This window comes from Novosphingobium beihaiense (assembly GCF_022832375.1).
Classification (GTDB): Bacteria; Pseudomonadota; Alphaproteobacteria; order Sphingomonadales; family Sphingomonadaceae; genus Novosphingobium; species Novosphingobium beihaiensis.
Map to the genome: position 1 here is coordinate 269,926 of NZ_JALHLG010000003.1, position 23,604 is coordinate 293,529.

A 23,604-nucleotide genomic window follows, 5' to 3' on the forward strand; every position below is an offset into this window, starting at 1 on the left:
CCCGCTCACCCTGAGCTTGTCGAAGGGTACTGGCGCAACGCTGGGGTCAGCACCCTTCGACAAGCTCAGGGTGAGCGGAGGTAGGGCGGATTTCACGCGGGAGGCTCTGACGCCCATAGTCATTGCAAGGTTCGAACGAGCCTAGCAATGACTATGGGCGTTTTGCGCCTTACCCCAGATCCAGCGCTCCAGTCAGATCTCCGGGCGCGACGCCGCCTGCGGCGGCCATCGCCTGTTCGCGCATGGCAAGCCCGGGCAGCTTCTCCAGCCCGAAACGGCGGGTGATGAAGCGCGCGATCGAGCCGGTATCGTACACCGTGTGATCGACGCTGCCCTTGCGCGCGTGCGGGGAGACGACCATCGCGGGAATGCGCGTGCCCGGCCCCCAGCGGTCGCCCTTGGGCGGGGCGACGTGATCCCACCAGCCGCCGTTCTCATCGAACGCGATGACCACCAGCATCCGCTCCCACTGCGGGCTGGCGCGCAGGGCATCGACCACCGCCGAGATGTGCCGGTCGCCCGCGTCCACGTCCGAATAGCCCGCGTGCATGTTGAGATTGCCCTGCGGCTTGTAGAACGTGACCGGCGGCAGCTTGCCCGCCTCGGCCGCGGCGAGGAAATGGTTGGTGCGCGCGGTGCTGCCCTCGCCCGCATCGCGCAAGTGCGCGGCACGGTCCGCCGTGCCGGGGGCGAAGCGGCTGTAGTAATTGAACGGCTGGTGATGCGGCTGGAAATTCGGGCGCGAGGGGTAGGAACCGTCGTTCGCTTGCCCTTCCAGCGCGGCGTCCCAGCCGCCCGCGTACCAGGCCCAGTCCACGCCTTTGACGGAGAGCGCATCGCCGATGGTCTTGTGCTGCTGCGGCACCAGCGTGTGTCCGTTCGACCAGTCAGCATATCCTGGCCGGGCAGGATCGAGCTGGTAAGTCGGCGCATAGGGCGGCAGCATCGTGTTGACCGCCCAGAAATCAGGCGAGAGCGAGCTCGTCACGAAACGCGCCGGGCCATCCATGGCACTGGCGGGAGTCTTGGGATCGAGCTTCAGGCGAATACCCTTGGGATCGCCATCCACTTGCGCAATGCGATTGGCCGCAGGCCCCTTGTCCGCATCGGGATAGAACGGCGGCTGCGCGGCGATCAGGTACTGGTGATTGAGGAATGAGCCGCCGAACGCGCCCATGAAGAAATTGTCGCACAGCGTGAACTCGCGCGCGATCTGCCACAGGCGCAGCTGCGAGCGGTTGTCTCCGTAATACCCCATGACCAGCCCGCCAGCATCGCTCCAGGCCGCGAACCCGTCGTTACGGCCGCCGTTGATCTGCAACTGGTTGTGATAGAAGGCGTGGATCAGGTCGCGCGTCACCAGCCCGTGCGGCAGCGGATCGCCTTCGGGGGTTTTCAGCGCGAAAGGCGCATTGGGCATCAGCGGCAGATCGTCCGGGCCGACCTGGTATTCGGCGTGTTCGACCACCTGCTTGTGCGGGATCAGCCCTTCCCAGATCTTCGGCAGCTTCTCCAGCGGCGTGCCGTCGCGGTCGCGCTGGATGAAGCGTTCGGGCGGCACTTGCGACAATGGCTCTTCCAGCCCCGGAAAATCCGCGAAGAGATTGTTGAAGCTGCGGTTTTCCGCATAGATCACCACGACCGTGTCGATCGCATCGCGCAGACGGGCATCGCTGACCGGCTTCGGGCTGCCCGGCTTCGCCGCGCGCGCCTCGGCCTCTCCGCCGGACACGGCTGCGGCGGCGCCCAGCGTGGCGGCCAGACCGCCCAGAAACTCGCGGCGGTCAGGATGGAAGGAATCGGACATCGGAAGGCTCCTTTGGGGGTAAGGCAGTGGGCGCTGTTTGTGACGGCGGATGGACCCGCGTCAATCACCTTGCCGCCGAATTTTCCATGACGGGTGAAATGCTTGATGGGCGCCCGTGTCAGCCACCCGCCAGCGCCAGCGCCCCCAGCAGCCCGGACCGTTCGCCCAGCCCCGGCCGCACGATCACATCGGCGGGCTGGCCCCGGAAATAGCCTCCGCCCAGCCTCGCGGCCTCTTCCCGCACCCGTTCGACAAGTCCCGGCGTCTCCATCACACCGCCGCCGAAGATCAGGCGTCCCGGCTCCAGCATGGCCTGTACCGTGACGGCCGCCTGCGCGAGGTACCAGGCGATGATCCCCTGCCCCGGATGACCGGCAGGCAATTGCGAAAGCGAATGGCCATAGCGCGCGATCACGGCAGGCCCGGACGCCATGCCTTCAAGGCAATCGCCATGGAACGGACAGATCCCGGCAAAAGCCTTGTCCGCTTCGTGCCGGGGCGTGCGGATATGTCCCATCTCTGGATGCGAGAGGCCACGCAGGGTTTGCCCCTCGATCACGGCACCGCCGCCGATCCCGGTTCCCACCGTCAGGTAGACCACGCAGCGCTGCCCCTGCCCCGCGCCCCAGCGGCTTTCCGCCAGCGCTGCCGCATTTACATCGGTATCAACGCTTACCGGGCAACAAAACGCGCGCGCCAGCGGCCCGGCAAGATCTGCTCCGCTCCAGCCCGGCTTGGGCGTGTTGAGGATATGCCCCCACTTCGGCGAGGCCCTGTCCAGTTCGACAGGCCCGAAGCTGGCGAGGCCAATCGCATCGAGCGGCCCGCGCGCGCCGAACCATTCGCAAACCGCGCCGATCGTCTCGTCCGGGGCTGTCGTGGGAATTCGTATCGTTTCCAGCACCGCATCCGGGCCATGGGCGATACCCAGCACGAACTTGGTGCCGCCAGCCTCGATCAATCCGTAGGTTTTCCGTGCCATCGCTATCCCAGATCTGCCCCGGCAAGCCACATTGCGCCAGCACCGAGCCTCCGGCCGGTTAACACCGCTGCCCCCCAAGCGCACCGCTTTGTTGCAATGCGACATTGAAACGTCACGCAGCCCGCCTATCGGGCCCCACATATTCAAAATGTCGCATCCAAAGGAAATGAAATTGAAACCAGGGGCTTTGTTCGCAGTGCTGATGGCAGGGTCTTGCCTTGCCGGGATCCACACGACCGCTTTCGCGGCAGAGGCGGACGCGCCCGCTGGCGAAGTCCAGCTCGACGCCAATTCCATCGTCGTCACCGCGCAGAAAGTGAAGCAGCGTGCCGTCGACGTGCCGATCACGATGTCGGTCGAAACGCAGGAACGCATCCGCGAACTGGGCGTGACCAACCTTGGCGACCTCTCAAACTATGTGCCCGGCCTCAATGTGCAGGTGCAGAGCGCCAACAACCCCGGTTTCGTGATCCGCGGCATCACCTCCGACAGCGGCTCGGCGCAGCAGTCGCCGCGCGTCACGCTCTACTACAACGGCGTCGATATCTCGCGTTCGCGCGGGGCCTATCAGGGCCTTTACGATCTGGAACGCGTCGAAGTCGTCAAAGGCCCGCAGGCGACCCTGTTCGGCACGGCGGCTGCGATCGGCGCGATCAGCATGATTTCGGCCAAGCCGCAGCCCGGCGTTTCGGCCGAACTCACCGGCAGCTATGGCAATTACGATGCCTACAAGCTGGAAGGCCATGTCAATGCCGGCAACGACGTGCTGGCCGGGCGCATCGCCGGGCAGTGGATCAAGCGCGACGGCTATGTTCCCAATCTCGCCCCGGGGCAGGACGATCTCTATGCGCAGGACCAGCTCGGCCTGCGCGGATCGCTGCGCTACACGCCGACCAGCGATTTCACTGCGGACCTCATCTTCACCTATGACCGCGAGCGCAATTCCGGCACGCCGTTCCTCAGCAAGTCGCTGGGATCGACGGCCGTCGATGGCGTGTACGGACCGGCCTACCTCGGCGGCTCGCCGCTTTCGGGCGCCGTGCTGGGCGCGGACAAGCTGGGCCTCACCCGCGACGTCTACGACGTGAACTTCACCGCGAGCTGGGACTTCGCAGACGGCTGGAACTTCACCACGGTCAACGGCTACCGCGATTTCGATGCGCGCGAAGTGTTCGATGCCGATGGCTCGGCCGCCTGGTATCTCGAATTCGCCGAACATGCCAAGGGCTGGGAAGCCAGCCACGAAGGCCGCTTTACCTATAGCGACGATCAGTGGCGCGCCTCGTTCGGCTGGAACTACTTCATCGAGGACAGCTACCAGAACGTCCCCTTCTCGACCGAGGAAGGCACGTATCTGCAGTGCACGCTGAACATCATCCCGGGCCTCGGCTGCGTCGCGCCTGACAACACCGTCACCGCCTCTGCGGCGACGGGGCTGGCGAGCGGCGGCCTGGCCACCGCCATTCCCTATTCGAGCTGGTTCGAGAACAAGGGCCGCAACCAGACCTGGTCCATGTTCGGTGACGCAACGTGGAAACCGTCATCGAGGCTGGAACTGACCGCAGGCGCGCGCGTGCTGATCGAAAAGCGCCGTTCGGGCTACGGTTCCTTCCAGCCGAACGCTGTGCTGGCGGGCGTGCCGCTGCTGCCCGTCACCGATACCGGCGGCGATTTCTTCCGGGCGGAGCGTTCCTTCTCGGCCGTACTGCCGCGCTTCAACGTGCTCTATCACCTCACGCCCAACCTGAACCTCTATGCCACGGTTTCCGAAGGCCGCCGCTCGCCGGTGGTCCAGCTTTCGGCCGCGCCCGGCCCGGTTCCCGCGCTCAGCACGATCCCGGCCGAAAAGGTCTGGAACTACGAAGCCGGTATCAAGGGCAGCGCGGGCATCTTCTCCGGGTCGCTGGGGGTCTATTATGACGACTACAGCAACTTCCAGGTAACGATCCTGGAAATCGACAACACAACCGGCCAGCCCACCGGCAGGACCATCACGGAAAGCGCCGGTTCCGCCGCCAACCTCGGCGTCGAGGGCGAGATCGAAGCGCGCTTCACCGACTGGCTGCGCGCCTTCGGCAACTTCGGCTTCATCAGCGGCGGCGTGGACGATACGGCCTCCAACGGCGTCTATGCCGGCAACCAGTTCCGCCTCCAGCCCAAGTGGCAGTGGGCGGCAGGCTTCATGCTGAATGCGCCGGTGACGGAAAACACCCGCGTGTTCCTGACGCCGAGCGTGACCTATCGCAGCAAGATCTACTTCGAACTGCCCAACAGCGAAGCGATCAGCCAGGATCCGGTGACGCTGGTGAACCTGCGCGGCGGCGTCTCCTTCGCCAACGACCGGTTCGAAGTGGCGGGCTATGCGCGCAACCTGACCGACAAGCGCTATCTGCTCGATGCCGGCAATACCGGCGGCGGCTTCGGTTACCCGACGTTCATTCCCGCCGAGCCGCGCACTTACGGCATCGAACTGACCGCCCGCTACTGATCCTGCTGCCGGAGAACACCATGACACTCGCCATCGACCGCCGCCTGCTCATCAAGGCCGGAGCTTTCGGCCTTGCCGCGCTTTCCACGCCCGGCGTCGCGCAAGTCCTGATCGCGCGCGGCTTTACCCACGGCATTGCCAGCGGCGAGCCTGCGGCCCATTCGGTGCTGCTGTGGACCCGCTATGTCGGTTCGGGCGAAACCCGGCTGCACTGCGAAGTCTCGCATGACGAAGAGTTCAAACAGATCGCGGGCGGCGGCGATGTCGTGGCGTCTCCCGAGCATGACAATTGCGCCAAGCTGGTCGTGACCGGGCTGGAGCCGGACAAGTGGTATTTCTACCGCTTCGTGGCGCCCGACGGCACCAAAAGCGAAGTGGGCCGCACCCGCACGCTGCCGGTGAGCGATGTTTCGCGTTTCGGCATCGGCCTGTTTTCCTGCTCGAACATGCCGTTCGGCTGGTTCAATGCCTATGCCCATGCCGCCAAGCGCGGCGATCTGGACCTGATGGTCCATGTCGGTGACTATTTCTACGAATACCAGCCCGGCCACTATCCCGAAACGGTGATGCAAGGCCGCGAGATCGAACCGAAACACGAAACCGTGACGCTCGCCGATTACCGCCTGCGCTTCGCCTGCTACCGCCTCGATTCCGATCTGCGCCGCCTGCACCAGCAGTTCCCGATGATCGCGCAGTGGGACGATCATGAATTCGCCAATGACGACTGGCAGAACGGCGCCGAAAACCACGATCCCAAAACCGAAGGCCTCTGGTCCGTGCGCAAGGCGGCGGCGATGCGTGCCTACCGCGAATGGATGCCGGTTTCGGACGACCTCTACAACAGCTTCCAGATCGGCACGCTGGCCACGATCTTCCGCCCCGAAACCCGCGTCTCCGCGCGCGCCAAGCAGCTCAGCCTCGGCGATGCGCTCAAGGGGCAGACAGACATTGCCAAGGCTCTGGCCGCATTCCGCGACGGTCCGTGGATGTCTCCGGAGCGGACGCTGATGGGCGCCACGCAGGAAGCCTGGCTCTACAAGGGATTCCGGGATTCGGTGAAGTCCGGAACCCGCTGGCAGGTGCTGGCGCAGGAAATCGTGATGGGCAATCTGCGCGCGCCTCCGGCGCTGGCGGACCTCACCCCGGCCTCTGCCGATCCCAAGAGCCGGATGCGGGCGATGGTCTCTGCCGCCGCCTCGAAGATGGGCCTGCCCTTCAACATGGATTCGTGGGACGGCTATCCCGCCGCCCGCGAACGCCTGCTGCGCGCCGCGCGCGAGGCGGACTGCAACCTCGTCGTGCTTTCGGGGGACAGCCACAATGCCTGGGGCAACGAACTCAGCCTCGGCAGCGAGGCGGCGGGCGTCGAATTCGCCGGGCACTCGGTCACTTCGTCCGGCTTCGAAAGCTTCCTGCCCACCATCGCGCCGCGCAATCTTGCCGCGATGGTGCAGGAGACCAACCCGGCCCTGACTTTCACCGATACCAGCCGCCGCGGCTATGTCTCGCTGCAGCTCACCCCGGAAGAGGTGCAGGGCACCTGGCACTTCCTGAGCACCGTCGCCGCCCGCACGACAGAGGGCGTGCAGGATCACACTCTGGGCGTGAAGTGGGGCGAACGCCGCTTCACCAAGGCCTGAACAGGCGCCAGCGCACGATCTGCTCTCTCCCCTTCAGGGGAGAGATACGCAGGCTTGCGAGCTTGCTCGCTAGCCGCAGTTGAGAGGGGCGCGGGCACGCAATCCCCTCTCCCAACCCTCTGCCCTGAAGGGGAGAGGGCTTTCAACGTGTCTTGGGATCAGCCCGCAGCCTTTGCCGTGGCCATGGCGAAGCTGCGGGCCAGATGCTGGCCGAACCCATCCTCGGCCGGGTGGAACGTCCACTGGCGGCTGTCGTCGCGGATCGCATCGAGTTGCCCGGCCACCTCGTCGATGGTCCACGACGGCTGATAGACGCCTTCGGTCTCGGTAATGAAAGCCCGCGCGATGCGCCCGGCGACCGAGACGTACATCTCGCCCGTAACCGGGCAGCTTTCGTGCGCCAGAAAGCCGACCACCGGCGCCACCAGTTCCGGCCCCATCGGCGGATATTGCGAAGTATCGAGCCCTTCGGCCATGCGCGTCACCGCGCCGGGCAGGATCACGTTGGACTTCACCCCGAAATCCTTGCCCTCGATCGCGACGATGTTGTTGAGCCCGATCATCGCGGACTTGGACATCGCATAGTTCACCACGCCCGGCATCGAATAGAGCCCGCCGATCGAGCCCGTCAGCACCACGCGGCCGTATCCGTCCTTCACCATCCGTTCAAACGCGGGGCGCACGACGTGAAAGGCGCCGAGCATGTGCACATCGAGCACGGCGCGGAAATCCTCGTAACTGGTTTCCGCCAGCGCGGCGAAGCGGTTGTTTCCGGCATTGTGGATCAGCACGTCGATCTTGCCGAAAGTATCGAGCGCGGTCTCGATAATCGCCTTGCCGCCTTCGGGCGTCGCCACGCTGTCCGTGCTGGCGACGGCCTCGGCGCCCATCGCGCGCAGGGCCTGCGCCGCCTCCTCGGCAGGTCCGGCATCGCTGCCCGAACCGGAGAGCGCGCTGCCGTTGTCATTGACGACGACCTTGGCGCCCAGCCCGGCCACCATTTCCGCATAGGCCCGGCCCAGACCGCGCGCGCCGCCGGTCACGACGACGACGCGGCCGTCGAACCGGCGTTCGGATGTGTGCACGTTCATTGTCCGCTCCATGTGGTGTCGCCCGGCGCCCAGAGCGGTGCGCCCCGGCTTTCGCGCAGCGAGGGGATCGTGCGCCCATCCTTGTCGGTCACGCCATATTCGGCGGCCAGTTCGGCATTGATGAAGCTGCCGCCCGAGCGCGCCTTGAGCTGCGGGTCCATCGCCAGCGCCGCAATCACGCGCCCCGGAAACTCCGGCGAAGAGCCCACAGCGCTGTTGAGCTGGCTCGCCATGCCGGGCACCGATTTCAGGTTCTCGGTAGCGCGCTCGGTATAAGTAAAGCCCTGCCAGAGCGAGACGGCCGAGACGCCCGTGTCGCGCAACTCGTGGCCCATGTCGCGGATCATGCGGTCGGTCGCGGTCTTGGTGGTGCCGAAGACCACGTCATAGGTGTACGTCACCCCCACATAGCCCGAAAGCGCCGCGATCAGGCCCGAGCCCTGCGGCACCATGATCCGTGCGGCGTGCCAGGCGGCGATAAAGGCCGCGCGCGCGCCGGTATCCCAGATCTGCCATTCGGCATCGAGCGGTTTTTCCCAGAAGCCCGCGCGCTGCGTCATGCTGTCCGGGATGGCCATGGCATTGTTGACGAGCACATCGAGCCGCCCTTCGTCCCGCGCGACTTGCGCGAACACGGCGGCGATCTGCGCCTCGTCCAGCAGATCCATCGCCACCGCCACGGCTTTGCCGCCGCGCGCCTCGACTTCGGCAACCGTCTCTTCCAGCGAGCCGGGCAGCGCATGGCCGCCGGGGTTCACCGTGCGCCCGGTCACATAGACCGTCGCGCCATGCTCGGCGAGCGCGCAGGCCGTGCCCTTGCCGATGCCGCGCGTGGCGCCGGTGACGACCGCGACTTTGCCTTTCAGCCTGTCCGACAAAGCGCCCATCGCTCAGCCTTTCGCCGGATTGGCAGGCGCTCGCTTGTTAAGCAACGGGCGCTGGTAGGACGGGTCTTCCTTGCTGCGCGCGGAGACGCCGTTGGCGGCGATATCGGGCACATCGGCAAAGGGGATCGGCATCGGCGGCGGCAGGCAGCCCCACTCGATCACATTGGTGCGCAGCGCGATGCGCCACTCGCCGTTCCGCTTCTCCAGCCGGTCGATATAGCGGCCGCCCGCGATCCACAGGCTCTCGTCCTTGTTGCGGCCCACGAACTGATAATAGGTCTCACTATGCGCCACATCGCCATCGAGGTCGATCGTGGTCTGCAACAGGGCATGGTGGTGCAGGATCTGCCCGGCGTCGTGCATCGGCACCGCCCAGTCCCAGCAATCCGCCGGACTGCCCACGAAAGGCCCCGCCGCCATCTCGCCGTCTTCCCAGAAGGCCGAGAGGTAGATGTCCCGGTCGAACCGGTCCATCCCGCGCGAGAAGCGGGCGAGGCATTCCATGATGTCCTGCTTGTCGAGCAGCGCGTCGATGCGCTTTTCGCGGTCACTTGCCACGGTAATCGACCTCCGAGATAGGTTTCCAGATGGGCGAGCCCCGCGTCGCCCGTGCGGAGGCGATCGTGCTGCCGTCGACATCGGTAATGCCGTATTCCTGCGCCAGTTCGGCGGTGACGTATTCGCCGCCCGAGCGCTTCATCACCTCGGGATCGGCGGCCAGCGCGGCGATCACCCGGCCGGGATGCTCGACACTGCTGCCCTGCATCTGGGTGATCGACTTGGTCATCTTGTCGCCCATCTTGGCGAGGTTGTCTTTGGCCTTCTCGGTCAGCGTCAGCCCCTGCCAGATCGCCAGCGAGGCCACGTTATGGGGCTCCAGCTCGATCGCCATGTCGCGCGCCATGCGGTCCACCGCGGACTTCGAGGTGCCGAAGATCACGCCATAGGTATAGGTCACCGCGGCAAAGCCCGAGATGGCGACGATCAGGCCGGACTTCTGCGGCGCCATGATTTGCGCCGCATGCCAGGCTGCCACGTAGTTGGACTTCACGCCCACGTCCCACATTTCGAGGTTCGACAGCGGCTTTTCCCAGAAACCTTTGGGTTCGAGCAAGTCTTCGGAAAGCGTGAAGGCATTGTTCACGAGGATATCGAGCCGCCCCTGTTCGCTGCGGATACGCTCGAACAGGCTGGCCACCGCCGCGTCATTGCCATGGTCGCAAGCCACCGCCACGCCCTTGCCGCCGCTCTCCCCGCCGCGCGCATCGCATTCGGCGGCGGTGCCGCCGACCGTGCCGGGCAGGTAATAATCGCCTTCCTTCACCGTGCGCCCGGTCACATAAACGGTTGCCCCCTGCTCCGCGAGCACCAGCGCGATGCCTTTGCCGATGCCCCGGCTGGCGCCCGTAACCAGCGCCACTTTTCCCGCGAGCGGCGCGCTCATTTCGCCCCCCGCGCGAACCACTGCTCGCTGAAATCGCCCTTGGCACGGCCGGGGAAGTGTTCCGCCGTGAACGGGTAGCCCATCACCCCCGTCGACCAGTCGGCCGCCTGCCCCCAGTCCTGTTCCCAGTCATAGAGCATCACGCGGTCGGCAATGCGCCATTCGCCCTCGCGCTTCTCGAAGGTGTCGAGATAGCGCCCGCCGATGCAGGTATCGTGCTCGCCGCCGTTCTCCGCGCCCATGTCGACGCGGTGGTAGGAGATCACGTGCGTTTCCGCCTTCGCATGGGCGCCGTCCAGCTCGATGTAGGTCTGGCCGAGCACGTGCTGGGTATCCTTGATCGCCTCCGCGCCGGGCACGACCCAAGCGAGGTACGCCTCGAAATCGCCGTTGTAGACGCCGTAATCGAACATGGCTTCGGGCCACCAGCAGGAGCGGATCAGATCGGCGCTGCGCCGGTCCTCGCCGCGCGCCAGCCGGGCCACGCAATCGCGGATCGCCTCGCGGTCAACGAATGACTGGATGGTCGGGTCCATTTTTTCCTCTCCTCGGTTGCCTTTGCGGCCCGGACTGCCGTTCCTAACGCAATCCCCTGCCAGCCCTTTGACTTTTCCGGACACTTTCTACGCAGCCATCCTGCATCGCCCGGGTGGCATCTGTCCAAGACTATCCCAAGACTATCAGGGCCGCCGCGTTCCCAGATGGCGGCGCACGACCTGGCGGTTCTGCCGGTTCGCCTCGAAACGGGCGAGTTCGGCGTCGCCCGCCAGAATGGCATCGATGATCTTGCGCCGTCCCTCGCACCAGCGCGCGGAATCGGTCTGCAGTTGATGGACCTGCGGCCCGCCCCGCCCCCATGCGTAGTGCAAGGTCACGCGCGTGAGCATTTCGAACAGCGGGCGGCTGACCATGCGGAACAACTGATCCTGAAACTCCAGCTCGAAACTGCCGAGCGCGGCAGCGGTGCGCTCCAGATCGTCAAGCCGCTCGCCCAGCTTTCCGAGTTGCCCGAGCATGTCCGCCTCGCGGCACCCGGCCGCTGCCGCCACCAGTTCGTTGAACAGCAGCGAGGTCATGTCGAGCGCTTCCTCGTAAGTTGCCGGGTGCACGCGCAGATAGGCATCGAACGCACGCTCCAGCGCGGCATCGTCGGGCCGCGCGCCGTAGTAGCCGCCGCCGGGGCCGCGCCGCACTTCCAGCAGGCCTTCGTGTTCGAGCACGCGCGCGGCCTGCTGCAAGGTGACGATGCCCACTTCCAGCCGGTACGCCAGATCGTGCAGCGAACCGATCAGCGCCCCGGGCTCCAGCGCGAAGATATGTTCGCGCAGCACCTCCGCCGTCGCCACGACAAGGTTCAACCCGCGCCGCCGCGGCACTTTGGTCAGACTAGGCATGGAGGTAATAATATGCCTATTATTGCCACAAGGACAATGGAAATTCGACCATAAAGTGCATTTCAAATCGGTTGATTGCCTATTTCAATGCACATAGTTTTACAGGCGAGAAGCGGAGCGGAAGTGCCGCCTGCCCGAAATGGAGAGAGGAACATGGGTTTTCTCAGTCCGGATCGTTCGATCCTGCCACAGCACGCCCTCGTCATCGGCGACAAGGCCGAAACGGGCGGCAGCGGTGCCCTTTACGAGCATGTCTACCCCGGCACCGGCGAAGTGACGCGCGAGATCGCGCTGGCCAATGCCGCCGATGTCGATCGCGCCGTTGCTGCGGCCCACGCCGCCTTCCCGGACTGGCGCGCCATGCCCGGAGACAAACGCCGCGACCTGCTGCTGCGCCTCGCCGCCCTGATCGACGAGAAGACGGCGGAAATGTCGCCGCTGCTGGCAATCGAGAACGGCTCGATCCTGGTCGCCTCGCCTTACATGAGCGCCGATGCCTCGCAGAAGTTCCGCTATTTCGGCGGCTGGGCGGACAAGATCGAAGGCCGCACCATCTCCACCTGGGGCGGCCCCGCACACGATTATGTGAGCTACGAACCCTATGGCACGGTAGGCATTATCGTGCCGTGGAACGGTCCGCTCTACGCAGCGACAATGTGCATGGCCCCGGCGCTGGCGACGGGCAACTGCGTGGTGCTGAAAGCGCCCGAGAATGCGCCGTGGTCGCTGATGAAGCTGATGGAGATCATCCAACTCGCCGGGTTCCCGCCGGGCGTGGTCAATCTCGTTACCGGCGGCCCCGATGTGGGTGAGGCGATGGTCTCGCACCCAGGGATCGGCAAGATCGAATTCATCGGCTCGGGCGGGACCGCGCGCAAAATCCTCGCCAATGCCTCGCAGAGCCTCAAGCCCGTGGGGCTGGAACTGGGCGGCAAGTCGGCAGTGATCGTCTTTGCCGACGCGGACCTGCAGGCCGCCGCCAAGCGCGGCCTGTCCGGCGCGGTCAGCGCCAATGGGCAGGGCTGCGTCAACGGCACCCGCCTGCTGGTCGAGCGATCGATCTACGAGCCCTATCTGCAGATGCTGCAGGGCATGGCGGGCTACGTGAAAGTCGGCGATCCGCTGGCGATGGACACGTTCATGGGCCCGGTCATCTCCGAAGCCGCGCTGAACCGCATTCAGGGCATGGTCGAAGGCGGCGTGGCCGACGGCGGCCGCGTGGTCTGCGGCGGCGAGCGCATGGGCGGAGACTACGCCTCGGGCTTCTTCCTTCCGGTCACCGTGCTGGCGGACGTCGATCCCAGCAGCACCATCGCGAAGAACGAAGTGTTCGGCCCGGTTCTGGTCGTCACGCCTTTCGATACCGAGGAAGAGGCCGTCGCGCTGGCGAACGACTCCGACTACGGGCTCGGCGCCTATATCCACACCACCAGCCTTGCCCGCGCGCATCGCGTCGCCAACCAGATGATGGCGGGACAGGTTCAGGTGAACGGCGCGGGCGAGGCGATGACGCCCTGCGTGCCCTTCGGCGGCATGAAGCACTCCGGCCACGGCCGCCTCGGCGGGATCGAGGGGCTGCGCGAGTTCCAGCAGGTGCGCAACGTCTGGATCAACCTGCAGGACTGAGGAGCAAGTTCCATGACACTTCTCGATCCCAAGGACCGCAACGCCGCCGGCCTCGCCTGCGAGGCGGAATCGACCGGCCGCCCGGCAAAAGAACCCGCAACGCTGCTGGAGGAGAGCTGGCGCGATTTCATCTGGGCCGAAGTCTGGACCCGGCCGGGCCTGCCCCGGCGCGCCCGCTATCTCGTCGCCATGGCCACCGCCGCGACCTGTGGGCTGGAGGACAGCCAGATCGACGATTTCGTGCGCGGCGCTCTCGCCAACCGGGAGCTGACGCTGGAAGAGCTGCGCGAAGGCGCGCTGCATCTGGCGGTCTATTCGGGCTGGGGCAACGGCGGCAGGCTGGACCGGGCGATCACCCGCGTCGCCGGGGAACTGGACCTGCCGCCCGCGGAACTGCCGCCGATCTGCCCCGAACCGTGGGACCCGCAAGTGCGCAACGACCGGGGCCACGCCGAGTTCGACAAGGTAATGACCTTCCCGCCGGGGCCGCCCAAGACGCCTTACCTCGAAGGCATCAACAACTTCGTCTTCGGCGAGATGTGGTGCCGCCGCACGCTGGACGAACCCTCCCGCCGCTGGATCACGCTTGTCGGCGTGTGCGAATCCGGGGCCGAAATCCCGATCCGCAGCCACATCCACGCGGCCATGGCCAGCGGCAACTGCAAGCCGGAGGAAATGCTCGAATTCGTGCTGCAATACGGCACCCACGCGGGCTGGCCCAAGGCCTCGCGAATGCAGGGCGTCATTCTGGAAATGATCGACAAGGTGGCCAAGGGGCTGCCCTGGCACGCCAAGTAAAGGGGCAAATCCCATGAACACCGATATGACCGGCAAGGCCGCTCTCATCACCGGCGCAGCCTCGGGCCTGGGCCGGGCCGCCGCACTCAAGTTCGCCGAAGCAGGCGCCAAACTCTGGCTGGTGGACGTCAATGCCGCCGGGCTGGCCGAGACCGTGGCCATGCTGGCCGATAGCGGCTGCGAGACCGGCCACGAAACCGTGGACCTGTCCGACCCGGAAGCCTGCACGCAGGCGGTGACGGCAGCGGTTTCCCGCTTCGGGCGGCTCGACGCGCTGTGCAATGTCGCCGGGCTGATCTACCTCGCCAACACGCCGCAGATGCCGCTCGACCAGTACCGGCGCACGATCGACGTCAACCTTTCGGCTCCGTTCCATCTCTCGCAGGCGGCCATCCCGCACCTGCTCGAGACCGATGGCGCGATCGTCAATGTCGCCTCTTCCGCCGCGCATATCGGCGAGGCCTATGCCGCTGCCTATTGCGCCAGCAAGTGGGGCATTCTGGGCATGACCAAGGCCATGGCGATGGAATTCCAGAAAGCTCCGATCCGCATCAACGCCGTCGCCCCCGGCGGCATGATCACCAACATCGCCGCCAATTTCGTGCCCCCCGAAGGCTGCGACTTCGACCTGATCAAGCGCTTTTCCGGCATGCGCGGCACGGTCGAGGTGGAAGACGTCGCGGACATGATCCTGATGCTCGCGTCCGAAGCCGGGCGCGGCTTTCACGGAACCTGCATCGATATCGACGCCGGCATCACCGCCGGTTGAGGGAGAACCAGCCATGACATTCACACTCGATCAGTTCCGCCTCGACGGCAAAGTAGCCATCGTCACCGGCGCGGGCGGACGCGGCAATTCGATCGGCCGCGCCTATGCGCTCGGCCTTGCCGAAGCGGGCGCCGCGGTCGTCGTTGCCGACCTCAATGGCGAAGGCGCGCAAGCCGTGGCCGAAGAAATCACCGCAGCGGGCGGCAAGGCGGCCGCCGTGCAGGTCGACGTTTCGGACGAGGCCTCCACGCTTGCCATGGGCGCTGCCGCTATCGAGGCCTTCGGCGGGATCGACATCCTCGTCAACAACGCCGCGCTGATGGTCGATATCAGCTACGACAATTGCGAGACGATCAGCCTCGACGCCTGGAACAAGGCCTTTTCGGTAAACCTCAACGGTGCGCTGCTCTGCGCCCGCGCGGTGCTCCCCTCGATGCGCGAACGGGGCGGCGGGCGCATCATCAACCAGACCAGCGGCGGCGCCTTCCCGGCCATCGGCCTCTACGGCATTTCCAAGCTGGCACTGGTCGGCCTTACCACCACGCTGGCCAAGCAGTTCGGCAAGGACGGCATCACCTGCAACGCCATAGCCCCGGGCAATGTGAAATCCGATGCGGGCAAGCTGCTGGTGCCGGACGATTCCCCGTTCATCAAGTTCCTGGAAATGTCCTGCGCCCTGCGCCCCCGCGGCGAGCCGGACGAGCTGGTGGGTACGCTGCTGCTGCTGTGCTCGGAAGCGGGCCAGTGGATCTCCGGCCAGACGATCCATGTGGACGGAGGCTGGGTCATGCGTCCGTAAGGGCGCGGTCCGGCTGTCCGGCTGTCCGGCTGTCCGGCCGCGTGGCAAATCCCGGCATCTGAGGCATCCCGGAAAATTTCCGGGTTCCTTCGCCGCGACAAAGCGGCCAGACCGTCAGATGATGACCGCGCAGGACAAGAACGCCGTTTTACAACAAGGACTTGCCCTGCGCCTGTCCGATGTGCCGCTGCTGGGCATCTATGCCCTGGCCTTCGGCCTGTTGCACTGGGCCGCACAGCCTTGGGGCGGCGCAGGGTTCTTTTCGCTGTGGTATCCGGCCGCCGGGCTGCGCTTCGCAGTGCTGTGGCAGCGCGGTGCAAGGCTGGCGCCCTGGCTCATGGCGAGCGAACTCTGCGTCCACTGGATCACCGGCGCGCTACCGTTGAGCGGGCCCAATGTGCTGCCTGAAGCCATCGGCGGCATGCGCCCCGCCTTTGCCTATGGGCTGGCGGTTGCCGGGGTACGCTGGCTCACCAACCGGGGCACCGGGGCCCTGACCATGCCTCCCATGCCTCTCGGCCTTGCGGCGCTGGCCGCTCCGGTCCTCGCCGCGCTGTTCATCATCCCGCTGGCCTTGCTGCGTCCGGATCTGCCGGGCACTGGCATTCACGTCAGCCTGGTCATCTCCCTCACCGGTTTCGCGGTAGGCGACATGCTGGGCGTGCTGGTGGTGGCCCCTCCGCTGCTCTGGTTTTCCGGATCGGGCAGCGTTCCCCGCAATGCCCCTCTCCCTCGCCCGGCGGCGCTCATCGCGGACGGCGCTATTCTCATGGCCTGCCTTCTCCTGACGGTAGCGCTGTGGCGAGCCGGGCTGGGCCTTCAACCGATCCCCTCGGTACTGGCCGGGGCGTGGATCGGCCTGCGTCATGGGCGCATTGCCGCATGGTTCGCGATCCTCGCCGAAGTGGCCCTGTTTCTGCCTTACACGGCCGGGCCGGTGGGAGATGCCACGCGGCTGGAACTGCATCTGGGCATCGCCGCCGTGGTCATCGTCACCTGGCTTGCGGGAAGCTTTGCCGACGCGCAGGAAGCCGCCCGCACCGCGCTGGACAAGCGCAACCGCCTGCTCTTTCAGGCCGAACGCCTCAAGACCTTGCGTGCAATGTCGGTCGCGGTAATCCATGAAATCAGCCAGCCGCTATCGACACTGGCCATCGAGGCCAGCCACCTGAAAGACCGTACCGCCGCTCTGCCCCCCGACATCGCGGAAAGCGCGGCACTGATCGACCGCAAGGCGCGGACGCTGTCCGAACTGGTCCGCCGCCTGCGCCGCTTCGGCGGCCGCAATGCGGACGCGCCTTCCGCGCTGCCCGTCACCATGCTGCTGCAGACCGCCGGACAAATGCTGGCCCCCGAACTCCGCGAACATGCGTGCCTGCTGCAGTTGGTGCCTGCACCGCCCGATCTCATCGTCACCGCGCAGGAAATCGAATTGACACAGGCCCTGGTCAACCTGGCCCGCAACGCAATCGCCGCCAGCGCCGATCATCGCGTGCAGATCAGCGCGACCGCTGCTGGGGATGAGGTCCGTATCGAGGTCTCCAACCGCATCGCCAACACGCCGCCACAGGAAGGGGCAGGTATGGGCGTGGGCCTGATCATCGCCCGAACCATCGCAGAAGCGCATGGCGGCACTCTGACACGCAACGACGAGGCTGACCTGGTCCGCTTCGCGCTCACGCTGCCGCTGGCCGGAGTCGAGACATGAATACAGCCCTGACCGCCGTCCTCGACGATGACGAGGACCTGGGCCAAACCGTTGCGCGCCTGCTGATGCGCCAAGGACTTGCCGCAAAGGCCTTTGTCGCTCCGGATGACGTTCTCGATGCCCTCCCCTCTCTGTCCATCGGATGCATCGTCAGCGACATCCAGATGGGGGAAATGGACGGATTTGCTTTTGCAGACGCCCTGCGCGCCCGCGATCCTGCCGTCGCGCTCGTGTTCATGACCGCCTGGCCAACAACCGCGCATGCCGTGGATGCCGTGCGCCGCCATGGCGGACTCGACTACCTGGAAAAACCGATCGACGAGGCACGGCTTCTGTCCGCCGTCACCGAAGGGCTTGCCTGGTCCCGGCGGCAGCGCCGCATCGCCGGGGCCACCAGTGCCTTCACCCGGCGCGAGCGCGAGGTTTTCGAACTTCTTGTGCGCGGCCACAGCAACAAGGAAATCGCCGACTTGCTGACCATTTCACCCCGTACCGTGGAAGACCACCGCGCCGCCATCGTCGCCAAGACGCGCACCAACGGCCTGGCCCAGCTTATCGCGCTGAGCCGCGGCGGCGATGACTGAACCCCATATTAGCGGACTGGCGAGTAAGGATTAACATTTTGAAAGGCACATTCTTTTCCATATCGACAGCCTCCAGTTACCGGCTAAAAGCTATGGTCAAAATGCAGGCAGATTTTCCATCGTCGAAGCCTGAAAGCTGCGCCCCGATCCGAAGCCTCCGGATACACCGCTCCAGCAATTTCAGGTTCGATCAGATCCCGGTTCCAGAGGCGACCCGAAGGGCATCCGCAACGGCTGGATGACTTCGATCCCTAGTCGGCGGGGCGAATTAGTTTACGTCCCGCCGGCCTTTTTGGCAACGAATTGGCTGAAGCTCATAGCCGACGTGACTGTTGCTTGAACACAAATCCCGTTCGTCCAAGATCAATCCACGACGAATCATTCGATAGCATCACTTGGTGATTTACATCACGAGACGTTTACACCGTTGCTGAATGACTGACCGGTAGGGACTGAAGGCATCCTTGTGGGTAAGTCGATCAAGATGCCGCATAATGATGTCATCGGTAATTTTGCCGGATGTGGACGAAAAGTAGCCGCGCTGCCAGAAGTGTTGCCCCCAGTTGCGCTTGCGGACGTGCTCGAACTCCTGCTCGATTTTGCGAGAAGATCGCCACCTTGGCACGGCAGACTAAGTCGTTCACCGACACTTGAGCGGGACCACTATGCCGCCTTGCCAAGCAAGGTGAGGCAATGGCGGGCGATCATACGGTCTTCGTCGGTGGGAATGACCAGGGCTGGCACAGCACTGCCTTCCGCCGTGATTTTCGGGCCATGCGCGGCATTGGCCGCCTCGTCCAGCGCCAACCCAAGCCATGCCATCTGGCGGCAGACGGCAGCGCGCACCGGCGCGGCGTGTTCGCCGATCCCTCCAGTGAAGACGAGCGCGTCGAGCCCGCCCAGCGCCGCTGCCAGCGATCCCAGCTCGCGCACGATGCGATAGACGAACAGGTCCACCGCCTCGCGCGCCTCAAGGGCGGGACTGGCCAGAAGCGCCTGCATGTCGTTGCTGATACCCGAAACGCCAAGCAGCCCGCTGCGGTGATAGAGCATCTCGCTCACGTCCTGCGCGCTCATGCTCTTTTCCTGCATCAGATAGAGCAGGACGCCGGGATCTATCGAACCACAGCGGGTGCCCATCATCAGCCCGTCGAGCGCAGTAAAGCCCATGGTCGTCGCCACACTGCGGCCACGGTGCATCGCGCACAGGCTCGCCCCGTTGCCGAGATGCGCGATGACCACGCGCTCCTCCGCCGCATCGCCCAGATAGTCCGGCAGGCAACTGGCGATATATTCGTAGGAAATGCCGTGAAAGCCGTAACGGCGCACGCCCTGCCCGGTGAGTTCGCGGGGAATGCCGAATGTGGTTGCCAGCAGCGAATTGTCCGCGTGAAAGCCGGTGTCAAAACAGGCGAACTGGGGAAGACCGGGAAAGTCGCGCGCCAGCACCCGGACCGGTGCAAGGTTGTGCGGCTGGTGCAGCGGCGCCAGCGGCACCAGCGTGGCCAGTTCCTCCACCAGACCGGACGTAATCCGGCACGGCGCATGAAAGCGCGGCCCGCCGTGCACTACACGGTGCCCTGCTGCCGCGAGTGTGCCGCCAAAGTGACTTTCGACCCAAGCCAGCAAATCCTGCAGAACAGCGCCTTCATCCGCGTCCCCGGCATAGTCGCGGGAGAGCAGGCACGCTCCGCCCCCGTCATGCACGGCAAGGTTCGTTCCTGCGGACCCGATATTGACTGCCTTGCCTTCCGCCACCGCGCGGCCTTCATCGTGCCCATTCGCCGAAAAAATCGCGAACTTGATGCTCGATGAGCCGGCATTGATCGTCAGGATCAGCCGGTTCATGCCCTGGCTCCGGCACGCGCCGCATGCAGCAGAACCGCCACCGCGCAGGATACAAGGCGGCTTTGCGCGGTATCCGCCCGGCTGGTGAGGATCACCGGCACCCGCGCGCCCAAGACGACACCCGCCGCCTCGCTCGCCGCCAGATATTCAAGCTGCTTGGCAATCATATTGCCCGCATCGAGATCGGGCGCGACAAGGATGTCCGCCTGCCCGGCAACCGGCGAGCGGATATGCTTGATCCGCGCCGCGGCGGGCGAGACCGCGTTGTCGAACGCCAGAGGCCCGTCGACGATCCCGCCCGTGATCTGTCCGCGCTCCGCCATCTTCGAAAGAGCCGCTGCATCGAGCGTGGAGGATATCGACGGATTGACCGTCTCCACGGCCGAAAGCAGCGCCACACGCGGGGTTTCCACGCCCAGCGCATGGGCCATGCCAATCGCGTTCTGAACGATATCCACTTTAGCTGCGAGATCAGGCGCGATGTTGATCGCCCCATCGGTGATGAACAGCAGCCGGTCGTAGCTCGGAACGTCCATCAGGAACACATGGCTCAGCCGGTGCTCGGTCCGCAGCGCGTTTTCCGCCGCGAGGATCGGATGCAGGAATTCATCCGAATGCAGGCTGCCCTTGAGCAGAGCGTGGACTTTGCCCTCATGCGCCAGCCGCGCGGCCAGTTCGGCTGCGGCATGGGAATGTTCGGTGGAGGAGAGATCGTAGGGGGAAAGGTCCAGCCCAGCCTCGGCGGCGGCAGCTTCTATCTTCGCCTGCGGGCCAATGAAGTGCGGAACGATAAGCCCGGCCTTAGCCGCATCGACAGCGCCTGCGATGGCATTGGCCTCTACCGGATGGACAATGGCAGTAACGATCGGATCGAACGCCTCCGCCTTGCCTATCAGCGCACGAAACTTCGCCCCGCGCTCTCCCACCACGATATCGGGCAAGTCGGCCCTTGCCCGGCGTAGCTTTTCGAGCGGCGCGAGAACACGCGCCGTGCCTTGCGCCAGAAGCGTGCCATCCGCAGCGGTGCAATCGCAATCGAACGTCACCGTGTGCGACGCCGCGTCTTTGGCTCGCGCCGTCACCGTTATCGTGATCTCCCCGCCAAGCCGGACCGGCGCGGCATAGGTCATCTCCTGCGCCGTGAGCACCGTTCCCAGCCCCGGCAAGACAGTGCGCAGCACGGCTCCGGTCAACAATGCAGCCCAAGTGCCCGATGCGACATCCCGGCCCGCCAGGTCCACATCCCCCGAAACGGCGGCCAGCATTTCCATGTCGCGCAAGGTCAAGCTGTGAACAGCACTGGCGCTCTCTCCAATCGCGATTTCGCCAAACGTGCGGTTCTCGACCGCATCATCGAATCCCATGAGCACCTCCAGAGGCAGATCCCCAGCCATAGGTAAATTGGCGTAACACCGGATCTTTCTCCCGGCAGGTTGGATTCTTTGCGGAAAGTAAGCACCCGAAGAGGCAATGCTGCTATTGCGAATACCAGACGGCCGCACCGATGGCAAAGCGGGCGGATGGGACAAATTGTCTCAACCCGCCTCCCGGCACCGGAGAAAGGTACGAAAGCGGCAGGCCCCGGGCAATAGCGCAAGTCCTGCCTTGCAAACCTTGTCCGTCCCCGCCGCCTTCGCTACACGCTTGGCAAGCATGCATTACCCCCTGACAATATCATCCCGCATCGAACCGCAAAAGCGGCGGACAGCACAGGGATGCTCCCGTCTTCCGGAACGCTAAGGAATGAACACGCCTTCAGGTTGCCTCGCCGCACCGGGGCCGCTGCTGCTTTCGCCCGGGAAACTGGCGGGGCCCGGCACGCCGGGCTGGCAGGCCTTCGTGCGGGGCTGGGAAGACATGCCGCAGGACACGTGGATGGCCGATGGCGGCACGTACCGGCGCAGGCGCTATGGAGCGTTTCAGGTTGAAGGGGACCAGTTCGAGCGGCTGCCCCACCGCCCGCACTATCAGGAACGCGATTACAATCCGCTCAACGGCGGGGTGGAACGCTGGTTCGCGCCCATGGCCGAAGACTGGGCCGCATCCCCGCTGTTTCGTGATCTGGTGCTGCAAACAGCCGCACTGATAGAGCAGGCCGCATCCATCGCCCCACGGCGGTGGATGGTCGAGGCTCACCAGTTCCGCATCGAGGCGCAGCCCGATCAGCCGGGCCTGCCGACGCCGGAAGGCATACACTGCGACGGGCGCGACTGGGTTCTGATTCTTCTGGCGGGCGGTGCCGGTTTCACCGGGGCAGAGACTTGTGTCGAGGGTTCTGCCGGGCAGACCCTGCTGACGCACAGACTGTCCGATCCCGGCGAAGCGCTTTTGCTCAATGACCGGGCGGTGCGCCATGGCACGTCGCCCGTCCAGGCCGCCCATCCCGGCGCGCCCGCCTGGCGCGACACGCTGGTCCTCACATTCGCCGAGGCGCCCGCGCCCTGACCAAACGTCAGGACCGGACGCCTTCGGACTTCCTGCGCCAGACCGGCAACCGGTCCGGAGCCACTTCTGTTATTGCGTTTGGCCGGAAAGCAACGTGCATGTCCGCCCGCCGACCCAGACTTGCCCGCTCTCGTCCTGCGTGACGTTGATCCTGCCGGTCCGGTCCAGCCGCGTGCCTTGTGCAGCCACGTAGTGGCCCTGCGCCCGGCCGCTGGCGAACAGCCATTGTCCGATCGAGGCATTGAGGCTTCCGGTCACCGGATCCTCGATCATGGTCCCGCCCGGCCCGCTGAAAATCGCGCGCAGTTCGAACGCGGCCTCGCTGCCGGGCGGGTAAGCCCCGACCAGCCCGATATCGAGATGGCCGGAATAGTGCCCTGCCGGTTCGACCGCGAGCACCTCTTCCGCCGATGCCAGCATCACTGCAATCCAGCTTGGTCCGTTAGCCGCCCACTGCACATCGACAATGGCATCGCGCTCGATCCGGAGCACTTTGACGACTTCGGCAATATCGTCCTCGTCCGGGGCACCCGTGCGGATCAGCGGCGGCGCGGCGAAGGCAAGCCCGTTCTCGCCCTGCCGGATCTGGACCAGCCCGGCCCCGCATTCCTGCACGACAACGCCTTCGCGTTTGGGCTTGCCGCCGGCTTCGAGCCAGGCATGGCACGAGCCGAGCGTGGGATGGCCAGCGAAGGGCAGTTCATGCGTGAGCGTGAAAATGCGCACACGGTAATCGGCCTCTTCATGCTCGGCAGGCAGCAGAAAGGCGGTTTCCGACAGGTTCAGCCAGCGAGTGATGCGCTGCATCTCTTCCGTGGTGAGCCCTTCGGCACTGCTGATCACGGCCAGCGGGTTGCCCGTGTAAGGACCGGTGCCGAACACATCGACGAGTTGGAAAGGACGGTTCATGCGATTTCCTCCGGGTCAATACTTGCTGCTGTAGGCCTGGGTAAGCAGCGGATTGCCGATACGCGCCACGGTTTCGGCTACACTGTCACGCCAGCAGGCGGAATGGCGAACTGACCGCTGCACTTCGCGCAGGCTGAACGGCGATGCGCCGCAGACTGCGAACGCCGCCTTCTCGATATGGATCAGCATGCGCCGGGCCGCTTCCGGCGTGTCCGGATTCCGGTCCGCCGCCTTCAAAGCGACGGCATAGCTGTTGGGACCAATCCGTTCCTGCGCGGCGGCGGGGGATGCCATCGCAAGACCAAGCGCGGAAACGGCAAGCGACAGAGTGAGCGTGTTCTTCATCTTGACCTCCTGTGCCTCCCCTATCCGCACAAAAGACTGG

At 65.3% G+C, this 23,604-nt stretch carries 21 protein-coding genes and 1 pseudogene; 9 read left to right on the forward strand and 13 right to left on the reverse strand.

The features are described 5' to 3' along the window. Positions 1-169: 169 nt before the first annotated feature. Entirely contained in the window at positions 170-1,807 is a 1,638-nt protein-coding gene (acpA, locus tag MTR66_RS02620) for an acid phosphatase (RefSeq protein WP_243917649.1), read from the reverse strand. Between the two features lie 118 nt (positions 1,808-1,925). After that, the gene (locus MTR66_RS02625; RefSeq protein ID WP_243917651.1) at positions 1,926-2,789 is read right to left on the reverse strand and encodes an ROK family protein; all 864 of its coding nucleotides are present in this window, start codon (positions 2,787-2,789) and stop codon (positions 1,926-1,928) included. A 202-nt stretch (positions 2,790-2,991) separates the two neighbouring features. Here MTR66_RS02625 and MTR66_RS02630 point away from each other — a divergent pair, with 202 nt between their 5' ends. Both MTR66_RS02630 and MTR66_RS02635 read left to right on the forward strand, forming a co-directional pair. Continuing rightward, positions 2,992-5,277 (forward strand): TonB-dependent receptor, encoded by a 2,286-nt coding sequence (locus MTR66_RS02630; RefSeq protein ID WP_243917653.1) that lies wholly within the window; start codon positions 2,992-2,994, stop codon positions 5,275-5,277. Positions 5,278-5,297: 20 nt separating this feature from the next. Then, positions 5,298-6,917, forward strand: coding sequence for an alkaline phosphatase D family protein (locus MTR66_RS02635; RefSeq protein WP_243917655.1), 1,620 nt, complete (start codon positions 5,298-5,300; stop codon positions 6,915-6,917). A 158-nt stretch (positions 6,918-7,075) separates the two neighbouring features. Here the strand turns inward: MTR66_RS02635 and MTR66_RS02640 are convergent, their stop codons facing one another. The 6 genes from MTR66_RS02640 to MTR66_RS02665 all read right to left on the reverse strand — a co-directional run bounded on the left by MTR66_RS02640 (position 7,076) and on the right by MTR66_RS02665 (position 11,733). Continuing rightward, positions 7,076-8,008, reverse strand: a complete 933-nt coding sequence (locus tag MTR66_RS02640; protein ID WP_243917657.1) for an SDR family NAD(P)-dependent oxidoreductase — start codon at positions 8,006-8,008, stop codon at positions 7,076-7,078. Beyond that, positions 8,005-8,895 (reverse strand): SDR family NAD(P)-dependent oxidoreductase, encoded by an 891-nt coding sequence (locus tag MTR66_RS02645; protein ID WP_243917659.1) that lies wholly within the window; start codon positions 8,893-8,895, stop codon positions 8,005-8,007. The genes MTR66_RS02640 and MTR66_RS02645 overlap by 4 nt, the downstream gene beginning before the upstream one ends. Positions 8,896-8,898: 3 nt before the next feature. After that, the gene (locus tag MTR66_RS02650; RefSeq protein WP_243917661.1) at positions 8,899-9,453 is read right to left on the reverse strand and encodes a nuclear transport factor 2 family protein; all 555 of its coding nucleotides are present in this window, start codon (positions 9,451-9,453) and stop codon (positions 8,899-8,901) included. Next, positions 9,443-10,339: an SDR family NAD(P)-dependent oxidoreductase gene (locus MTR66_RS02655; protein ID WP_243917662.1), complete on the reverse strand. Its 897-nt coding sequence runs from the start codon at positions 10,337-10,339 to the stop codon at positions 9,443-9,445. The genes MTR66_RS02650 and MTR66_RS02655 overlap by 11 nt, the downstream gene beginning before the upstream one ends. Further along, positions 10,336-10,875, reverse strand: a complete 540-nt coding sequence (locus MTR66_RS02660) for a nuclear transport factor 2 family protein (protein WP_243917663.1) — start codon at positions 10,873-10,875, stop codon at positions 10,336-10,338. Before MTR66_RS02660 ends, MTR66_RS02655 begins: the two co-directional genes overlap by 4 nt. Positions 10,876-11,019: 144 nt before the next feature. Beyond that, entirely contained in the window at positions 11,020-11,733 is a 714-nt protein-coding gene (locus tag MTR66_RS02665; protein WP_243917664.1) for a FadR/GntR family transcriptional regulator, read from the reverse strand. 153 nt (positions 11,734-11,886) lie between these two features. Between MTR66_RS02665 and MTR66_RS02670 the strand changes: the two genes are divergently transcribed. The 6 genes from MTR66_RS02670 (at position 11,887) to MTR66_RS02695 (ending at position 18,017) form a co-directional block, all read left to right on the forward strand. Then, entirely contained in the window at positions 11,887-13,359 is a 1,473-nt protein-coding gene (locus tag MTR66_RS02670) for an aldehyde dehydrogenase family protein (protein ID WP_243917665.1), read from the forward strand. A 12-nt stretch (positions 13,360-13,371) separates the two neighbouring features. Beyond that, positions 13,372-14,157, forward strand: a complete 786-nt coding sequence (locus MTR66_RS02675; RefSeq protein WP_243917666.1) for a carboxymuconolactone decarboxylase family protein — start codon at positions 13,372-13,374, stop codon at positions 14,155-14,157. 13 nt (positions 14,158-14,170) lie between these two features. Beyond that, on the forward strand, positions 14,171-14,926 hold the full coding sequence (locus MTR66_RS02680) for an SDR family NAD(P)-dependent oxidoreductase (protein ID WP_243917667.1): 756 nt from the start codon (positions 14,171-14,173) through the stop codon (positions 14,924-14,926). Between the two features lie 13 nt (positions 14,927-14,939). Then, positions 14,940-15,725: an SDR family oxidoreductase gene (locus tag MTR66_RS02685; RefSeq protein ID WP_243917668.1), complete on the forward strand. Its 786-nt coding sequence runs from the start codon at positions 14,940-14,942 to the stop codon at positions 15,723-15,725. Positions 15,726-15,846: 121 nt separating this feature from the next. Next, positions 15,847-17,433 (forward strand): ATP-binding protein, encoded by a 1,587-nt coding sequence (locus tag MTR66_RS02690; protein ID WP_243917670.1) that lies wholly within the window; start codon positions 15,847-15,849, stop codon positions 17,431-17,433. After that, the gene (locus MTR66_RS02695; protein WP_243917672.1) at positions 17,430-18,017 is read left to right on the forward strand and encodes a response regulator transcription factor; all 588 of its coding nucleotides are present in this window, start codon (positions 17,430-17,432) and stop codon (positions 18,015-18,017) included. Before MTR66_RS02690 ends, MTR66_RS02695 begins: the two co-directional genes overlap by 4 nt. 403 nt (positions 18,018-18,420) lie before the next feature. Here MTR66_RS02695 and MTR66_RS02700 read toward each other — a convergent pair. From MTR66_RS02700 to MTR66_RS02710, 3 genes and pseudogenes are all read right to left on the reverse strand, one after another. Continuing rightward, positions 18,421-18,676 (reverse strand): annotated as a pseudogene (locus tag MTR66_RS02700) (transposase); the annotation flags it as partial. 4 nt (positions 18,677-18,680) lie between these two features. Beyond that, entirely contained in the window at positions 18,681-19,865 is a 1,185-nt protein-coding gene (locus MTR66_RS02705; RefSeq protein WP_243917675.1) for an acetate/propionate family kinase, read from the reverse strand. Next, on the reverse strand, positions 19,862-21,229 hold the full coding sequence (locus MTR66_RS02710) for a bifunctional enoyl-CoA hydratase/phosphate acetyltransferase (RefSeq protein ID WP_243917676.1): 1,368 nt from the start codon (positions 21,227-21,229) through the stop codon (positions 19,862-19,864). Before MTR66_RS02710 ends, MTR66_RS02705 begins: the two co-directional genes overlap by 4 nt. Before the next feature lie 379 nt (positions 21,230-21,608). Here MTR66_RS02710 and MTR66_RS02715 point away from each other — a divergent pair, with 379 nt between their 5' ends. Continuing rightward, a complete protein-coding gene (locus tag MTR66_RS02715) occupies positions 21,609-22,310 on the forward strand; it encodes a 2OG-Fe dioxygenase family protein (protein ID WP_243917677.1) in 702 nt (233 codons plus the stop codon). Positions 22,311-22,379: 69 nt separating this feature from the next. Here the strand turns inward: MTR66_RS02715 and MTR66_RS02720 are convergent, their stop codons facing one another. Next, positions 22,380-23,219: a PhzF family phenazine biosynthesis protein gene (locus MTR66_RS02720; RefSeq protein WP_243917678.1), complete on the reverse strand. Its 840-nt coding sequence runs from the start codon at positions 23,217-23,219 to the stop codon at positions 22,380-22,382. A gap of 15 nt (positions 23,220-23,234) precedes the next feature. Next, positions 23,235-23,564 carry a UrcA family protein gene (locus tag MTR66_RS02725; RefSeq protein ID WP_243917679.1) on the reverse strand — a complete coding sequence of 110 codons (330 nt, stop codon included), beginning with the start codon at positions 23,562-23,564 and terminating at the stop codon, positions 23,235-23,237. Positions 23,565-23,604 lie beyond the last annotated feature (40 nt).

What these genes read in the sequence shown, in the direction of transcription:
- acpA (WP_243917649.1), bottom strand. Translation starts at nt 1,807, where the DNA reads ATGTCCGATTCCTTCCATCCTGACCGCCGCGAGTTTCTGGGCGGTCTG.
- MTR66_RS02625 (WP_243917651.1), bottom strand. Translation starts at nt 2,789, where the DNA reads ATGGCACGGAAAACCTACGGATTGATCGAGGCTGGCGGCACCAAGTTC.
- MTR66_RS02630 (WP_243917653.1), top strand. Translation starts at nt 2,992, where the DNA reads ATGGCAGGGTCTTGCCTTGCCGGGATCCACACGACCGCTTTCGCGGCA.
- MTR66_RS02635 (WP_243917655.1), top strand. Translation starts at nt 5,298, where the DNA reads ATGACACTCGCCATCGACCGCCGCCTGCTCATCAAGGCCGGAGCTTTC.
- MTR66_RS02640 (WP_243917657.1), bottom strand. Translation starts at nt 8,008, where the DNA reads ATGAACGTGCACACATCCGAACGCCGGTTCGACGGCCGCGTCGTCGTC.
- MTR66_RS02645 (WP_243917659.1), bottom strand. Translation starts at nt 8,895, where the DNA reads ATGGGCGCTTTGTCGGACAGGCTGAAAGGCAAAGTCGCGGTCGTCACC.
- MTR66_RS02655 (WP_243917662.1), bottom strand. Translation starts at nt 10,339, where the DNA reads ATGAGCGCGCCGCTCGCGGGAAAAGTGGCGCTGGTTACGGGCGCCAGC.
- MTR66_RS02660 (WP_243917663.1), bottom strand. Translation starts at nt 10,875, where the DNA reads ATGGACCCGACCATCCAGTCATTCGTTGACCGCGAGGCGATCCGCGAT.
- MTR66_RS02665 (WP_243917664.1), bottom strand. Translation starts at nt 11,733, where the DNA reads ATGCCTAGTCTGACCAAAGTGCCGCGGCGGCGCGGGTTGAACCTTGTC.
- MTR66_RS02670 (WP_243917665.1), top strand. Translation starts at nt 11,887, where the DNA reads ATGGGTTTTCTCAGTCCGGATCGTTCGATCCTGCCACAGCACGCCCTC.
- MTR66_RS02675 (WP_243917666.1), top strand. Translation starts at nt 13,372, where the DNA reads ATGACACTTCTCGATCCCAAGGACCGCAACGCCGCCGGCCTCGCCTGC.
- MTR66_RS02680 (WP_243917667.1), top strand. Translation starts at nt 14,171, where the DNA reads ATGAACACCGATATGACCGGCAAGGCCGCTCTCATCACCGGCGCAGCC.
- MTR66_RS02685 (WP_243917668.1), top strand. Translation starts at nt 14,940, where the DNA reads ATGACATTCACACTCGATCAGTTCCGCCTCGACGGCAAAGTAGCCATC.
- MTR66_RS02690 (WP_243917670.1), top strand. Translation starts at nt 15,847, where the DNA reads ATGACCGCGCAGGACAAGAACGCCGTTTTACAACAAGGACTTGCCCTG.
- MTR66_RS02695 (WP_243917672.1), top strand. Translation starts at nt 17,430, where the DNA reads ATGAATACAGCCCTGACCGCCGTCCTCGACGATGACGAGGACCTGGGC.
- MTR66_RS02705 (WP_243917675.1), bottom strand. Translation starts at nt 19,865, where the DNA reads ATGAACCGGCTGATCCTGACGATCAATGCCGGCTCATCGAGCATCAAG.
- MTR66_RS02710 (WP_243917676.1), bottom strand. Translation starts at nt 21,229, where the DNA reads ATGGGATTCGATGATGCGGTCGAGAACCGCACGTTTGGCGAAATCGCG.
- MTR66_RS02715 (WP_243917677.1), top strand. Translation starts at nt 21,609, where the DNA reads ATGAACACGCCTTCAGGTTGCCTCGCCGCACCGGGGCCGCTGCTGCTT.
- MTR66_RS02720 (WP_243917678.1), bottom strand. Translation starts at nt 23,219, where the DNA reads ATGAACCGTCCTTTCCAACTCGTCGATGTGTTCGGCACCGGTCCTTAC.
- MTR66_RS02725 (WP_243917679.1), bottom strand. Translation starts at nt 23,564, where the DNA reads ATGAAGAACACGCTCACTCTGTCGCTTGCCGTTTCCGCGCTTGGTCTT.